This is a genomic window from Teredinibacter turnerae T7901, from assembly GCF_000023025.1.
Lineage (GTDB): Bacteria > Pseudomonadota > Gammaproteobacteria > Pseudomonadales > Cellvibrionaceae > Teredinibacter > Teredinibacter turnerae_B.
This window is the reverse complement of record NC_012997.1, coordinates 4,531,578-4,547,345: the sequence shown is the minus strand read 5'-3', so window position 1 is coordinate 4,547,345 and position 15,768 is coordinate 4,531,578. Positions and strand designations below refer to the sequence as shown.

Genomic DNA, 15,768 nt, shown 5'->3' with positions numbered 1-15,768 from the left:
ATTATTGACGGCTTAGCCATACGAAGGTGCTGCTGGAAGGCTGACCTGTAAAATTGTAAGTCATTAAAAATCCCAGCCAGTTATCGCCACCAGACCAGATGGTCGCTACGCCACGGTGTACACCATAACCGTGATCGAAGGAGAAAACCAAGCCGCTGCCATCACTGTCGATAGCCGCGGCAACTTTGCCCCAGTTACAATTACCGCTCCAGCAGGATTTCCACATTTCCACATAGTGCTGTATATAAGTGTGAGTGGTCTGTGTGGTAGTGCCATCGCCATTATCGACACGAACCACTTTGGTTTTACATTCTTCGGTAATAATCACTTGAGTGACATCGTTGGGTTGCACGTTGGTATTAATCCAATTTCCCACTTCTTTTACTTGACCAAAAATACAGACTGATGCGGTACTTACCTGCGACGTGGTGATCGCGAATATTGCGAGCAGGGCTCTTAGATAATTATTCGAAAACAGCTTTGTTAGCGATTTCATAAAATGCTCCATCTTAGGTTATTTTTTGAGCTAATCCGTAAAACTGTGGTTTTGTTTGTTGCTGCAGTGCTTTGCGCCGCAAGATTATTAGATCACATATTAATTATCTGTTTTGTTAAGTCGCTGCTGTTTTGTTTGTGTTTAGGAATAAAGTGGCGTGTTTTATTTTTATAATTCCGTGTTGCTGTGTTCTATATTTTTCGGTGATTTTTTAAAATGAAATTTGCATTTTCTATAAATGTTGGTTATTCAAATTGTGGCGCCAGAGGGCTGTTGGGCGGGGCGTAAGGCAAAACGCTGCTTCCATTGGTCGGCGCTTTATCCTGTTGAGATTATTTTCAGTAGCAGAGCTGAGGTGGGTCTGTGGGAGCTTGTATTGGCGGCACTATTGCAGCTCTCCCTGGCGGGTGTTTTCGTTAGTCGTATTTAAGTTTGACAGTCTTTATGTTGACAGGCTTTATATTGATAGTCTTTATGCTAGTGGTGCTGAAAAAACTGGGCGGTCAACGGATGCGAACAAATTCCTATTAACTCGGCAATCAAAATAGCAACGCCAATAGATCAAAATAGCAACGCGAATAGAGGGTGCAGAGAAGTGCCGACGGGAGACTAGGCGTTGCTATATCTGGAGTGTTCTGTCTGCTTAATGGTTCAATTTAGGGGCGTTCCCACAGTCGATACCGCCGCGCTCGGCAGCTATATCATCACGACAGTTTGGTGTTTGCTTGGGCATAGGCTCAGAAGTGGCGATATTTGGTTCGCAAAATCGCTTGCGAACCTCGGCTTTCGTGTTGGCGGCAGGGTTGCTATTATTCTCCCTAAATAAACAAACTAAAATTAGTGCGTCCTTTCCGATAATGTCGGTATCTGGCCATTGCGCCGAGACATGAGTCGCTCTGCAGATGCCCCTACGCACTGGTTGCCACATTCCGAGTTGCCGTGAACATGAAGTTTTACCGAAGTACAGACGCACAAAGCGCGCTTTTGCAGTGTCGCCACAACGAAAAGTACATTCTGAATCTGCTGCGCAAAAAGCGGAAAGAGAGCAAGGCGAATCTGGCTCGCGACAGCGGTCTTACCGCTGCGGCAGTAGGCGACATGATCAAACAGCTTTCCGCCAAAGGTCTGGTGGAGGAGGTTGGTAAAGTTCAGGGTGATATGGGGCAGCCAGCGACGCTCTATGCGCCGGCGAAAAACGGGGCGTATGGGCTGGGAGTGAGTATTTCCCGCTCTTTCATTCAAACCCTGATTGTTGACTTCGGTGGCAATATAGTTGCGGAAAAAAAGCATCACCTGATTTTGCCTGCACCGGAGGAGGTGTTCGACCTGCTGCTTAAAGATATTGCCGCCTTGTGTGAGCCATTGCCGAGTACTATTCAGGAGCGCATTGTGGGCCTCGGTGTGGCACAGCCCTTTAATATCAGTGTGTGGGAAAAAGAAAACTCGAACTGGCGCGATTGGGACAGCTTCGATCTGGCCCGTCTGTTGGGCTCCGCTCTGAATATGCCGTCGTTCAAACAAAACGACGTGAATGCGGCCGCGTTGGCAGAGATGATGTTTCGCGAAGATTACGATGTTAACGAGTTTATGTACCTGTTTTTTGGCAGTTCACAGGTACAAAGCCTGGGCGGCGGTTTGATCCTGGATGGCGATTGTCGTACCGGCTCGTCTGGCAATGCTGGAGATTTCGGCTTGTTGCCGGTGCCGCGCCACCCTCAAGTCAATTGGGCCAGTGATGCCGGTGGCGAAACCACCTATCTGACCAACCGTTGCTCATTTTATTCTCTGGTTCGCTTTTTAAAGGCTGAGGGCGTCGATCTTGTTAGTGGCGAGCCGCTTCACGAGGTTTTATCTGCCCAGCCTGTGTTGGTGAATGTCTGGCTGGAGCAATGCGTAGCCGCGTTAGCCAGTGGTGTGCTCGCCTTGCAGGCGCTGGTGGATGTGCCGGAACTGGTGATTGATTGCGAAGATGACGATGCTTACCTGGTCGACCGGATTATCTCCTTATTGACGGTAAAGCTGGCCGATGTCATTCGCGAAGGGGTTACCCTGCCGAAAATCGCTAAAGGGGTTTTTGGCAGCAATGCGTCGGCCATTGGCGCAGCAACCTTGCCGTTCGATGCCTTTTTCTCTCCAAAAGTGAACGGCAATACGCCCTTGCGCCGCAAAGGTTCGTAAGGCAAGGGTTCCGAGCCCGGCACAGGGCAGGAAGAAATCTATCGCTTACTTGTTGCACAATTGAAAGTAGAGGCATAAACTACATAAATAAACTATACTTAGTAAGACCCCGTGATCTTTTTCGTTTGGGGGAAGGTCGTGCGGATCTGCCAACAATAATAATAAACAGCGAGAAACACATATGACGCTGGCTTTTATCGATATCGCCATTGTGGTGGCGTACATTCTGGGAACGCTCGGTATCGGTTTTTGGATATCAAAGCGCGCATCGAGAACCATGCAGCACTATTTTCTGGGGGGTAACCGCCTACCGTGGTGGGCGCTCGGTCTCAGTAATGCCTCTGGGCAGTTCGATATTAGCGGCACCATGCTAATGGTGTTCTGGCTGTTTGTTTACGGTCTTAAAAGCATTTATTTACCTTGGTTGTGGCCCGCGTTCAACCAGGTGTTTTTAATGATTTTCCTCAGTTTGTGGTTGCGTCGTTCCGGCGTTATGACCGGTGCGGAATGGATTCGCTTTCGGTTTGGCGAGGGCCGCGGAGCGACTCTTTCCAATTGCATTGTTATTGCGTTTGCGCTTTGTCTGGTGCTGGGTTATCTCGCATATGGCTTTATAGGTATCGGCAAATTTGCGGCCGTATTTTTGCCGTGGCAACTGCACTCCGATCCCTACTGGAACGAAATTTATTACGGCGTCATCATTACCGCAATTACTACTTTTTACGTGGTGAAAGGTGGTATGTATTCGGTGGTTTTTACCGAGGTACTGCAGTTTATTATGATGACGATTGCCAGCATAGCGGTGGGTATAATCGCTATTCAAATGGTCGACCCTGCGGTGTTGCGTGCGAGTGTGCCAGAGGGTTGGTTTAGCGTTGGCTTTGGCTGGGAGTTGGGCTTGGATTGGGACAGTCTGTTGCCCGCGGCACAAACGAAAGTTGTAGACGAGGGCATGAACCTGTTCGGCATTTTCGTTGGTATGGTATTGCTGCGCGGCATATTAGTAAGTTTGGCCGGGCCCGCGCCCAACTACGACATGCAACGCATACTCTCCGCAAAAGGTCCGCGGGAAGCGGCCTACATGAGTGCATTTGTCAGTGTCGTGTTACAGGTTCCACGTTATATGCTGGTTACCGGGCTCACCGCGCTGGCACTGGTATTTTTTATGCCGGAGCTGGTCGGCATGGGGAATAACCTCGATTTTGAGCAGATTCTGCCGTTTGTTATTCGCAATTATATTCCAGTCGGGCTGGCTGGTTTGCTGGTTGCAGGTCTGATTGCTGCGTACATGTCCACCTTCGCCGCCACTACAAATGCGGCGCCCGCATATATAGTCAACGATATTTATAAGCGTTACTTTCGACCCGATGCCGATGAAAAAACCTACGTCCGGCTAAGCTATTTTGTCTCGATTTTATTTGTCATTCTAGGCTCTCTGGTTGGGCTGTTCGTGCCTTCACTCAACGCTATTGTGCTCTGGATCGTTGGCGCGCTGTACGGCGGCTATACAGCGGCAAATGTGCTGAAATGGTATTGGTGGCGATTTAACGGCTACGGATATTTTTTCGGTATGTTGGCGGGAATTCTCGCGGCGATTCCGTTGATGTTTGTGGAGATCAGCGAGTTAAATGCATTCCCCATTATTCTCGTTGTGTGTTTGGTGGCTAGTATTGCAGGTTCGCTGCTAACACCACCCGACGACATGGCCGTGTTGCAACAATTCTATTTGCGAGTGCGACCCTGGGGGTTTTGGCGGCCGGTATATCAAAGCCTGCTGAATGAATATCCTCAGCTTCAGCCCAATCGCAATGTAAAGCGCGATTTGATTAATGTTGGCGTTGGCTTACTGTGGCACAGCGCGCTAACGTCCATCGGTATTTTGTTGGTTTTACAGCAGTGGAGTGCACTGGTGTTTGCTGTTGGCGTAGTCGCCATTGCGAGTGGATTTCTGAAGCTGAATTGGTTTGATCACCTTGCTGATTATCCCGATGAATACGCAAGTGCCGGTGATCCCGTTGATAAATCTCCCAAGAACGCAACATCGCCGGCGTCTAACGCACAGCTGGCGGAAGTGTTGCATCCTTAAACCGCTTCTCTGTCAACGTAGTAGGAAGCTTATGAGCGAATTTCACAAAAAGCTGGAGGCCCTCGCGGCCCAGCATGAAGAGCTAGTTAACCGGCGCAATCAACCGCTAGCAACAAACAACGGTATTTTTCAACGCTGGCAATTTCCGGTGGTGACTGCGGCCCATACGCCCTTGTTCTGGCGCTACGATTTTAATGAGTTAAGTAATCCGATGCTGCTCGAACGCCAGGGAATAAACGCTGCGTTTAATCCCGGCGCGATGATGTTTAACGATAAACATATTCTCGTGGTGCGGGTGGAGGGCAACGATCGAAAATCGTTTTTTGCTATCGCCGAAAGTAGTAGCGGCGTCGATAACTTTCGTTTTTGGGACTACCCGATTGAGATGCCGGAAACCGACGACCCGGACATCAATGTTTACGACATGCGTTTGACGCAGCATGAAGACGGTTGGATTTACGGTTTGTTTTGCACTGAACGCAAAGATCAATCGCAACCGCAGGATACCTCTGCCGCCACTGCGCAATGTGGTATCGCCCGCACCCGTGATCTGGTTGCCTGGGAACGCTTGCCGGATTTAATTACCCACAGCGGGCAACAGCGCAACGTGGTGTTACACCCGGAATTTGTCGAGGGCAAGTACGCGTTTTATACCCGTCCGCAGGATGGCTTTATCAGTGTAGGTGGCGGTGGTGGAATTGGCTGGGGCTTGTGCGACGATATGACGCGTGCGGAAATCACCAACGAGCGCATCGTCGACGAAAAAGCCTATCACACCATTAAAGAAGTCAAAAACGGCCAGGGGCCAACACCCATTAAAACGGCCGATGGCTGGCTGCATCTGGCGCACGGTGTTCGCAATACGGCGGCAGGTTTGCGCTATGTGCTCTATTTGTTTCTTACCGACAAAGACGCGCCCTGGCAGGTTACTCATGCACCTGCGGGTTATTTAATTGCCCCTGAAGGTGAGGAGCGAGTTGGCGATGTTTCCAATGTGTGCTTCTGTAATGGCTGGACTCAGCGCGGCGAGGATATTTTTATTTATTACGCGTCGTCGGATACACGAATTCATGTGGCGACAACGAGTGTACGTCAATTGCTGGATTACGTTAAAAATACGCCGCCGGACGGGTTGCGCTCTGCTGCGTCTGTGGCAACTCGCACTGCATTAATTCGTCAAAACCTGGAGCTGTTGCGCGGTGGAAACTGAAACGGATACCCGCGAGCAGTTAATTCTCCTACAAAATAATTGTGCTAACGAGTTAGCGCATCTGGTTAGCTGGTGGGCGAGCAATGTGGTGGGCGATGGCAATTTTTCTGGTGAGATCAACAGCCAGGGGCTTCCCCAGCACCAAGCTGGTAAAGGCGGTATTTACGGTTCGCGCTTACTTTGGTTTTTTAGTGAAGTGGCAATACTGGGTAGAGATTCTTTAGCGCCTGCATCGGGGCCGACGTCCGGGCTTGCATCTGCAAAGGTATCTGCGCAGGCCCTCTACCAGTATTTTAGCCACCATTTTATTGATCCGGAATACGGTGGTGTTGTTTGGGAATTGCATGCAAACGGTGAGCTTCGCGACGGGCGCAAGCAAATATATGCGCAGGCATTTGCTATTTACTGTCTCAGTGCCTATTACCGATTAACCTCGGATGAGCATGCGCTAGCACAGGCGTTGACGATTTATGAGCTGGTGGAAGAGTTTGCACTGGATAGCGCCCATGGTGGCTATTTCGAAGCGTTTAGTCGCGAGTGGCGTGAGCTCGACGATATCCGTTTAAGCGAAAAGGATTTAGCCAGCCCCAAAACCATGAACACGCATTTGCATTTACTGGAGGCGTATACGGGTTTACTGCGCGCGCTCAGGCAGGCCGAGTCGCCAGCGGTACAGCAGGTTGCCGCGAGTGTTCAGCAATTGCTCGAACTCTATGTTTCCCGTGTGTATAACTCGAGTTCCAGGCACGTTCATATGTTTATGAATACTCATTGGGAGGATGAAAGCCTGGCGTTCAGTTACGGCCACGATATAGAAAGCAGTTGGTTGCTGTGGGAAGCCGCGGATGTACTGGGGGACGATGCGCTAAAGCAATCTTACCGACACGATGTGATTGCGCTGGCGGAAACCTGCTTAGCCCAAGCGCGCGCAACCGATGGCTCGCTTTACGACGTGTTCGATAAACAGCGCCAGTTGAACATTCCAGAGCGAGTATGGTGGGTTCAGGCAGAGGCCATGGTGGGCTTTTTTAATGCGTGGCAATTAACAGGGCAACAAAAATACCTGGATGCCGTGTTTTCCCTGTGGCGCTATTTGGAAGCGGAATTTATTACCCCGGGCAGTGAATGGCCCTGGCTCGCACGCAGTGATCAGGGGGCAGGTTATCGCGCCTATCTGGCCGGCTTTTGGAAGGGGCCGTATCACAACGGTCGTGCGCTGATGGAATTAATATCTCGGATTAATTCGGTGTTGAATGTCGACTGTTAGCTCGGTAGTGAACATTGCAACGTTAACCGGTGGTACACGAAGGCACCGCCATTACCCAAAGAGCGTGCAATTGAAGAGATGGAGTCATCTAAACAGATAGGGCTTTCAATTTGATCGTCGGGTTAACAGGTGTGCGGTGTGGTGATTAATAGGTTAACCGCGTGGTTAAAAGGTTAAAAGGTTAAAAGGTTAAAAGCGTATAAAAATTGCACGTGACGCTGGACAATTAAGCAATTCTGTACCAATATCGTATTTAATATAATAAATATAGATAACTTAATAAGTTAACTATGGATGTTAGGATGCGCCGCTGCGCGACCTTGGGCTTAGGTTCTTTGGGTCCAGGTTTTAGGAGCTGTACAGCCTATGGTCGTTGGCATTCAGCAACTAACTAAATAATATAAATAAAGTAACTATTTCAGCGCTATTAAAATTTTTAAGTTCTACGGGTAGGTAGCTACCCGCTACCTCAAGTATCGACAACATAACAATAAGCAACGAGGGGTCGGATTATGTTCACGGGTTTTTATTGGCGAATGCTGGCGATCGGCTGCCTGTCAGTCATAACCGCGGTTGGTTTAAGCGGCTGTGGGGGCAGTGTCGAGCAGAGCGCTATCGACAACAGCGATCAATCCTATCAAGTGGAAGAACGCCCTTTGGGCATTATTGCGGGTGAGTCGTTAGAAATTCCCCTCGGCGAAAGTGCAACACTGAGTGGTCGGATTGTGGGTTATCCGCGCGATGGGCTGAGTGTGCGCTGGGTGCAAACGTCGGGGCCGGAAGTCGAATTGACTGGCGACACTAGCTGGAACAGCAACACAATCACTTTTACTACGCCGGCAACCACGGACAACGGTGTGTTGACCTACCGTTTTGAAATTCAAGGAGTCGACGCTGACGGTGTGGTCGCTACCGATGCCGATGGCAATGACCTGCGCGCAAATGCGAGTGTCGTTGCGTTTGATCCGGCACGGGCATTAACCTTTGAAGCGGAAGACCAAGAAGTCGCCACGCTTACGGGTGGGGCAAGTCTGGTGCATCCAGGTGATGACCAATTTATCAGTGGTGCTTCTGGCGATGCCATGACCGCTGACTTGACGCCGGGCCAAGGCGTTGATTTTCGTTTTGTGGTCGCGTCGGAAAATGCGGGTTTTTACGCATTGACCTTGCGCTACGGTATAGGCCTTGGCTACGGCGGTAAAAATGCAATTGTCACGGTAAACGATGTTCCCACCGAAGTGGTGCTCTCGGTAGAAGGTCAAATAGCCGAAATAAAAGTCGGTACTTTTAAATTCGCCGCAGGCGAGCATCATATTCGCGTTGCCGATGGTTGGAATTATTACCGCCTCGACAGCCTGCTGTTATTTCCCGCCGCAGCGCCACCCATTCCGCTGGCCGTGCCACCAGCACCTATCAACGCGCAGGCGTCACAAGCCGCTATCGATCTTAAAACCTATTTAACTGAAACGTATACCAAGGGCATTTTATCGGGTCAGCAAAGTGCGATTTACGACGGTAGTAATGCCCTGGAAGAGCACGCTTACATTGAAGCAGAGGGGGGTAAAACTCCTGCAATCTATGCATTTGACTACATGGATTACAGTGCGAGCCGCGCTGCGCGTGGAACCTTGAATACCGGCCTCACTGAAGCCGCGTTGCAAGTGCGTGAGAGTGGGGCAATCCTTTCTGCCAGCTGGCATTGGAATGCGCCGCTCGATTTGTTGGATACCGACGAGCAGCCTTGGTACAAAGGGTTTTACAGTGCAGCCACCAATTTCGATTTAACCAAAGCGCTCACCGAAGACAGCAGTGCAGAACATGCCGCGTTAATGGCCGATTTACGCATTATTGCCGATGAATTAACAACGCTGCGCGACGCCGACGTGCCGCTGCTGTGGCGACCATTGCACGAAGCAGAGGGAGAATGGTTTTGGTGGGGCGCGCATGGCCCGGAAAATTTTAAGGCGCTCTGGCATTTAATGTACGTCTATTTCACTCAGGAACGTGAGCTGAACAATTTGCTCTGGGTGTATTCGGCAACAGGGGAGCTTTCCAGTGATTGGTATCCCGGTGATGCCTATGTGGATATTGTCGGATTTGATGGCTACGACAGCAGTGCTAACGGCGAAGATGCAATTTTCAAATCTCAGTGGGACACCCTGCTTACCAGGTTCAACGGTAAAAAACTGATTGCGCTGACTGAAACCGGCTATGTTCCCGACGTGGAAGCTATGGCCGCTGCCGATGTGTGGTGGTCTTATTTCTCAACCTGGAGTAGTGGTGATGGCTGGGGACCGCAATTCAGCAATCATACTGCTGCGCGCTATAACGCGGCGGTAACAGTAAATGCTGGAGATCTGCCAGCAAAAGTTTCCGGGGGCGTTGGGCCGACAACACCAGGGGTGTTTGCGAGTTTTGATGATGCGGCTTTATTTAATGCACAGGTGAACTGGTCCGCTGCCGTAACGGCAGGTGTTGCTGTTCAATCCCAGTGGGTGGGCGGTGGCTTTCGTGCGCTGCGCGCAAACCTGGATCTTCCCGCCGCCGGGCAAGCTTTGGGCGAAACGCCAACCAGCGTGATCATGCAAACCTGGGAGCCACAAAGTGGCGAGGGCATGCATGCTCTGGAATTAATCGCTAATGCACAAAATGCGGGAGATTCGGTCACGGCGAAACTATGGGCAAAAGATGCCAGCGGCAACTGGAAAGACACGGGCGCTCAGGCCATCGCAAACGGTGGTGTTTCCCTCGTATTGGATCTTACCGGCAGCGAATTCGATTTCTCCAGTATCACCAGCTTTGGTGTGCAATTCGAAAATTTTGATGCGGCCAGTACGGCGGCGGAATTTTTTATTGACGAAATTCTGCTGCGCGATGCGGAGGGCGATGAAACGGCGATCACCCGGTTTGAGCAGAGCGCTGGATTTGTTGGTCAACTGGATTGGCGCGAACACGCGGGTTACGGCATCAGCAATCGCTGGGCTGCCGAGGGGGCGCAAAGTTTAGGTTTTATCTTTAGCCCAGCGCAAAAAACCGATTGGGGTGACTATCCCAGTGCGGTACTGCAGCGCTATCCGGAAGGGGGCGTCGATGTCAGTAGCGTGCAAACACTGTCGATTGCAGTACACACAGGAACTGGCGGCGACGGGGTGACTGGCAAGTTGTGGGTTAAAGACGCCGCAGGCAATTGGCTGGATAGCGGAGCCGTAAATGTGGGCGATGCGCACGTGTTGAGTATTGATATCAGTAGTATCGATACGCTTTCAGGCTTCGGCGTGCAATTTGAGAACTTCTCACTCTCAGCACCAACGGTCGAAGTCTTTATCGACAAGGTCTCTTTGGACGATAGCAATTACGAAAGTTTTGAAGAACTCGGCGAGTGGGAAGCTCAAGCGGATTGGCAGCCCATTGCCGCCGCCGAAATTCAACAAAATACTGGCGAACAAAACACGCGAGCATTGGTGCTGCGTATGGACGCGTCGCAAAAAACTGATTGGGCGGAAAACCCCAGCGTGGTACTGCAAACCTACCCGCAAATTAATGTGCGGGATATCGCTGAGTTACAGGTGTGGGTAAACAGCCGCGGCGCCGGTACGGGCGTTACCGCTAAATTATTTGTTAAGCATGGCGAAAATTGGACATGGGTGAATGCCGAACCTGTGGTGATTCCGGCGGGTGGGGCGACCCTGACGCTGGATGTGCGCGACTACAGCGTAATTGCTGGTTGGGGGGTGCAGTTCGAGGCGTTCGATACCAGCGCAACCCAGGCTGAATTTGTTGTTGATAGCGTGGTGTTTACCGCAACAGAGGAATCCGAATAAAACGATTTCAACCGCTTTGTCAGTAGTACGGTTGGGTGAGCGGGTTCGCCCGCTTTTTTTCTTCGACTGCCTGCTCGGGCCTGAGCCCCGAGATACGACTATAAAATAATAACAGGATCAACACGATGAACATCACAAGCCAATTATTTCGTCGCAATGCGTTATATGTTTTTATCTCCGCAGCTGCTAGCGCGGCGCCTTCCCATGCACAAGACACCAATCGCCCAGAAACCAGCGATCCTGCGCGGGAGAGCAGCACAAAACAGGTTGTTGAAGAAGTCATCGTAACCGGCGTGCGCGCGGCAATAGAGCAGAGTCAGGATATTAAGCGCACCAGCTCGAATATTGTCGATGCAATTACCGCTACCGACATCGGAAAGTTACCGGATGCCACTATTACCGATTCGCTGCAGCGAATTCCCGGAATTCAAGTTGTTCGTTCTGGTGGTGAAGGTGCCCGCGTGAATGTTCGTGGCAATGGTAATGTGATGACCACGTTAAATGGCGAGCAGATGATTTCAGCCGGCGCCATCACCAATGTGCAACCGGATTTTGCTGATATTCCAGCAACCATGGTGAGCGGCATCACCGTATTAAAGTCGCCAACGGCGAGCACGGCTGTGGGGGGGATTACGGGTACTATTGATATTCAAACCCATCGCCCGCTGACCATGGACCCGGGTACCACGCTTTCTGGTAAAGCAGAATTATCGCAGGGTTCTTACACCCAGGAAAATGACCCATCGGTTGCGTTTTTTGCCGCGCATAATTTCGATAATCGTATTGCTGCCAGTCTAAATTTAAGTTATTCGGACAGCAATCTTGCTGACTATACCGTGGGTTCTACCGGGGAAGACTGGGGATTTGTCGCCAATGAAAATGCAAACTTCGCGTTGGGTGACGCCGGTGTAGACGCCAATCGTGATGATCTTCATGCGGTGCAGGATAGTACCAGCGGACTCTATGCGGTCGGCGGATCGCCAGCAGATGCGTATTACGCATTTCAGGGACATGAGGCGACCAATAAAATTATTAACCGGGAGCGAACGGGTGTTAACGGAAGCGTCGAGTGGGCGCTTACCGATGCGGTTAAGCTGACGGGCGATGTGTTTTATACGGACATGGATGAGCATCAGTACGAAGCCAGTTTTGTTGCCAGCCAATCCTGGCAGGGTGTTACTGGATGGTTCGACCTGCAGCCCGGGGGCGCTACGGAACACGAAATGATTCGGGTGGACGGTGATGAGTACACTGTGGTAGATGGGGCGAATTTCGCCAGTGTGCAGGATGCTATCTGGCAGTCACGACGCAACATGAGCCATACCGAAACCAACTGGATTCAAAAGCAGGCATTAAATACCAACCTGCAATTAGCGTTCGACAACGGCGGCCCGCTGACTGCGAGTGTGCGTTACATTCATGGCGAAGGCAAAGAGGACAGCGAGCTCGGCGTGACGGACGGTTATATGAATAATGGCAGCCAGGGCGGAGCATCAGTTAAAGGTCCCGGTGGCGTGGAGTTGGGCCCGGCGAATCCCTGGGGTTACGCCGGTGTGCCCGGCTACGGATATCAGTTATCGGTCGACGACGTAACCGGTGCGGAAAGCTGGGAAAAGCAGACCGCAGATTACATGGTGATTCCCGTAGGTATAAATTATCGCGCTGGCCAACAAAATTGGAACCTGCCACTTTTCACAAGTGAAGGCGCGACTCTGTACAACGAAAATGGCGAGCACGCGCTCAGCACCGACGCGCAATCTACATTGTATGTGGATGACGGCACAGGCAACCGTATTGCCTATGATGGTGCGCCGGAAGTTATGGGTACTAATGTGGACCGCTACAGCCTCACATCGACAAATTACAGTGGCTATTACCGCTTTGCCGAGCTGGATGCGGCGCGCTTAGATGCGAGCTATACATTCGAATTTAATCATTTGCGCAGCGTGGATTTCGGTGTTCGTGCAGCAACGCGCGATGTAAAACAGGACACCTGGGTAGGGGTAGGCATGCATACGAACGGCTACGCGGATCCATTCGTTGCACGATGGAAAGACCCGAACACGCAAGCCCCGCTCACCGGCGAAAGTTACATTGATACCATTGCATTTAGTGACCCACGCCTTGCGGGCATGGTAACCGAAATTACTGATTTACAAGGCGTGACGGGTGTCGACAGCTTTTGGACAATAGATCCGAAAGCCATGGATAACCCTACCCGGTTTCATGAGCAGGTCTATGGTAATCAAGCGAAACTCGCCGATCCTTCGTTGACCTACAACTACAAAGAAACAACAACCAACTATTATTTCCAGGCAAATTTTGCCGGTGACATTGCTGCCAGCAGTATGACCTATGCGGCCAATATTGGTGTCCGCGTGGTCGACACTGAAATGGACATACAGCAAACTGAAATTGCAACGGCGGAATATTTTACGCTTGGCGGCCAACAGTTTTTACCCGGCCCGGGTGCGCCGGCGATTGCCGGTGGCCAACTCGAAACCAATCGTCAATACACTGACGTACTGCCCGTGGCAAACGCCAGTATCGATCTAACCCCGCGCCATAAGCTGCGTTTCGCCTACGCTAAAAATATGAGTAATCACAATGCAAACAGCCTGGCTGGGGGTGTTTCAGTGACCCGCCTTATTGGTTGTGACATCACAACCTCGAGTGGCGAAGCGGTTTTTTGTGCGGTAAATGCCAACGCCAACGGCAACCCGAATCTAGATCCGTGGCGTTCAACAAATATGGACGTGAGTTGGGAATGGTATTTAACCGACCTAGCAATGGTAAACGTGGGGCTTTTCCAATATGAAATAGAAAGTTTTCCCGTACGCTCCACCTGGGAAGATCCAAACATTGCCGATTCCGATGGCGTCGTACGCGGTTGGGATTTAGAAACGGATGCACTTACCGGGGCCGTTACAACCACGGGGATGGTGAACGGCGATGAAGGTGGCACAATCGAAGGGCTTGAACTGGGTTATCAGCAGGAACTCAATGATCTTGTCGCCGACACGCCATTGGCCGGGCTTGGTTGGCAATTAAATTATACCTATTCACCCTCTGAGAGTGGGTTGCGTGATTACTACGGTAAAGATCTGGCTATGCTCGACAACTCCGAACATCAGTACAATGCCGTGTTGTACTACGAAAATTATAATTGGGAGGCACGCCTGGCCTACAACTGGCGCTCCGAACGGTTTATCAGTCAACGTACGGAATCTCCGGTGGTACTGGCGCGAATGGCAAAAGCGGTGGGCTATCTGGATGCATCTATACGTTACTCGCCGTGGGAAAGTATCACCTTTTCGCTGCAGGCAACAAACTTGACCGAAGAGCATGCGGAAGAGTATTTGCAATGGCAGGATCTTGTCGATAAACGCTATTACAACGAACGGCGGATAACGCTGGGTGTGCAAATTCGAGAAGTGTTTTAACCCTGCGATATACGAGCTATTTTGACTATGAAAACTATCGTAATTTTGGCGTTGTTGCCGTTTGTTTCGCTGGCGGCTCTGGCAGATAAATTTGAAGGGCTCGCTCTGTCGCCGCCAATGGGTTGGAACAGCTGGAACACCTTCGGCTGCGACATTGATGAGGGCCTGATAAAGACCATTGCCGATAAAATGGTGGCCTCGGGTATGCGCGATGCGGGTTATCAGTACATAAATATCGATGATTGCTGGCATGGCGAGCGCGATGAAAATGGCTTTATTCAGGCAGATAAAACCCGTTTTCCGTCCGGTATAAAAGCGCTCGCGGATTATGTTCACAGTAAAGGTTTGAAACTGGGTATTTATTCCGATGCTGGCAATAAAACCTGTGGCGGGCGACCTGGGTCGAACGGCCATGAATATCAGGACGCGATCCAGTATGCCCGCTGGGGTATTGATTATCTGAAATACGATTGGTGCAACACTGAGAACCTTAGCGCCCCCGGCGCCTATCGCACAATGCGCGATGCACTTGCAGCCGCCGGCCGACCAGTGGTGCTCAGTATCTGTGAGTGGGGTGACAATAAACCCTGGTTGTGGGGCAAAGAGATGGGCCATCTTTGGCGCACCACAGGCGATATTATTAATTGCTGGGATTGTGAAGTGGACCATGGGAGCTGGTCGTCCTGGGGTATTTTGCGCATTTTGGATATGCAGGACGGGTTACGACAGTACGCGGGGCCAGACCACTGGAATGACCCGGACATGATGGAAGTGGGCAACGGGATGAGCGAACATGAAGATCGCGCGCATTTTTCTATATGGGCGATGCTGGCCGCGCCATTGATTGCCGGCAACGACTTAAGAAGCATGTCAAAATCCACCCAAAAAATACTGACGCATTCAGAAGTTATCGCGGTAAACCAGGATGCGCTTGGCGTGCAGGCTTTTAAATATAAAACGCAGAACGATGTGGAGATTTGGTTTAAGCCCTTGCAGGATAAACAATGGGCAATGATGATTCTTAATCGGGGCGATAAAAAGGCAGGCGTATCGTTTGACTGGCGCAACGAAAATGTTGTTGACCCGGACTTTCCGGGCAACGGACAATTTTATACCGCGGGTTTTGCAAATTCCCGGTACAAAATTTTCGATCTGTGGGCGAACAAATCTGCCGGCACGACAAAATCTTCGCTGCGTGTCTCAGTGGAACCTCACGCAGTAAAACTGTATCGGTTGGAAAAAATCACCAGTGAAATTCATTAATAGA

General features: G+C 50.8%; 8 protein-coding genes. 7 read left to right on the top strand and 1 reads right to left on the bottom strand.

Going from position 1 to position 15,768, the window contains the following annotated elements; all coding sequences use genetic code 11:
- Position 1: 1 nt before the first annotated feature.
- Positions 2-496, bottom strand: coding sequence for a hypothetical protein (locus tag TERTU_RS18225; RefSeq protein WP_015817474.1), 495 nt, complete (start codon positions 494-496; stop codon positions 2-4).
- Between the two features lie 945 nt (positions 497-1,441).
- Between TERTU_RS18225 and TERTU_RS18215 the strand changes: the two genes are divergently transcribed.
- The 7 genes from TERTU_RS18215 (at position 1,442) to TERTU_RS18185 (ending at position 15,764) form a co-directional block, all read left to right on the top strand.
- A complete protein-coding gene (locus TERTU_RS18215; protein WP_015818933.1) occupies positions 1,442-2,674 on the top strand; it encodes an ROK family transcriptional regulator in 1,233 nt (410 codons plus the stop codon).
- Between the two features lie 181 nt (positions 2,675-2,855).
- Positions 2,856-4,760 (top strand): sodium:solute symporter family protein, encoded by a 1,905-nt coding sequence (locus TERTU_RS18210; protein ID WP_015819466.1) that lies wholly within the window; start codon positions 2,856-2,858, stop codon positions 4,758-4,760.
- Positions 4,761-4,791: 31 nt separating this feature from the next.
- Positions 4,792-5,970 carry a glycoside hydrolase family 130 protein gene (locus tag TERTU_RS18205; protein WP_015818220.1) on the top strand — a complete coding sequence of 393 codons (1,179 nt, stop codon included), beginning with the start codon at positions 4,792-4,794 and terminating at the stop codon, positions 5,968-5,970.
- Positions 5,960-7,237, top strand: coding sequence for an AGE family epimerase/isomerase (locus TERTU_RS18200; RefSeq protein WP_015818822.1), 1,278 nt, complete (start codon positions 5,960-5,962; stop codon positions 7,235-7,237). Before TERTU_RS18205 ends, TERTU_RS18200 begins: the two co-directional genes overlap by 11 nt.
- A gap of 512 nt (positions 7,238-7,749) precedes the next feature.
- Entirely contained in the window at positions 7,750-11,058 is a 3,309-nt protein-coding gene (locus TERTU_RS18195) for a glycosyl hydrolase (protein ID WP_015818603.1), read from the top strand.
- Positions 11,059-11,183: 125 nt separating this feature from the next.
- Positions 11,184-14,501 (top strand): TonB-dependent receptor, encoded by a 3,318-nt coding sequence (locus TERTU_RS18190; protein ID WP_015817392.1) that lies wholly within the window; start codon positions 11,184-11,186, stop codon positions 14,499-14,501.
- 27 nt (positions 14,502-14,528) lie between these two features.
- Complete coding sequence (locus tag TERTU_RS18185; protein WP_015820104.1) at positions 14,529-15,764, top strand: glycoside hydrolase family 27 protein; 1,236 nt, start codon at positions 14,529-14,531, stop codon at positions 15,762-15,764.
- Positions 15,765-15,768: the final 4 nt, after the last annotated feature.

Coding starts and splice junctions, on each gene's coding strand:
- TERTU_RS18185 (WP_015820104.1), top strand. CDS start 14,529: ATGAAAACTATCGTAATTTTGGCGTTGTTGCCGTTTGTTTCGCTGGCG.
- TERTU_RS18205 (WP_015818220.1), top strand. CDS start 4,792: ATGAGCGAATTTCACAAAAAGCTGGAGGCCCTCGCGGCCCAGCATGAA.
- TERTU_RS18210 (WP_015819466.1), top strand. CDS start 2,856: ATGACGCTGGCTTTTATCGATATCGCCATTGTGGTGGCGTACATTCTG.
- TERTU_RS18190 (WP_015817392.1), top strand. CDS start 11,184: ATGAACATCACAAGCCAATTATTTCGTCGCAATGCGTTATATGTTTTT.
- TERTU_RS18215 (WP_015818933.1), top strand. CDS start 1,442: ATGAAGTTTTACCGAAGTACAGACGCACAAAGCGCGCTTTTGCAGTGT.
- TERTU_RS18195 (WP_015818603.1), top strand. CDS start 7,750: ATGTTCACGGGTTTTTATTGGCGAATGCTGGCGATCGGCTGCCTGTCA.
- TERTU_RS18225 (WP_015817474.1), bottom strand. CDS start 496: ATGAAATCGCTAACAAAGCTGTTTTCGAATAATTATCTAAGAGCCCTG.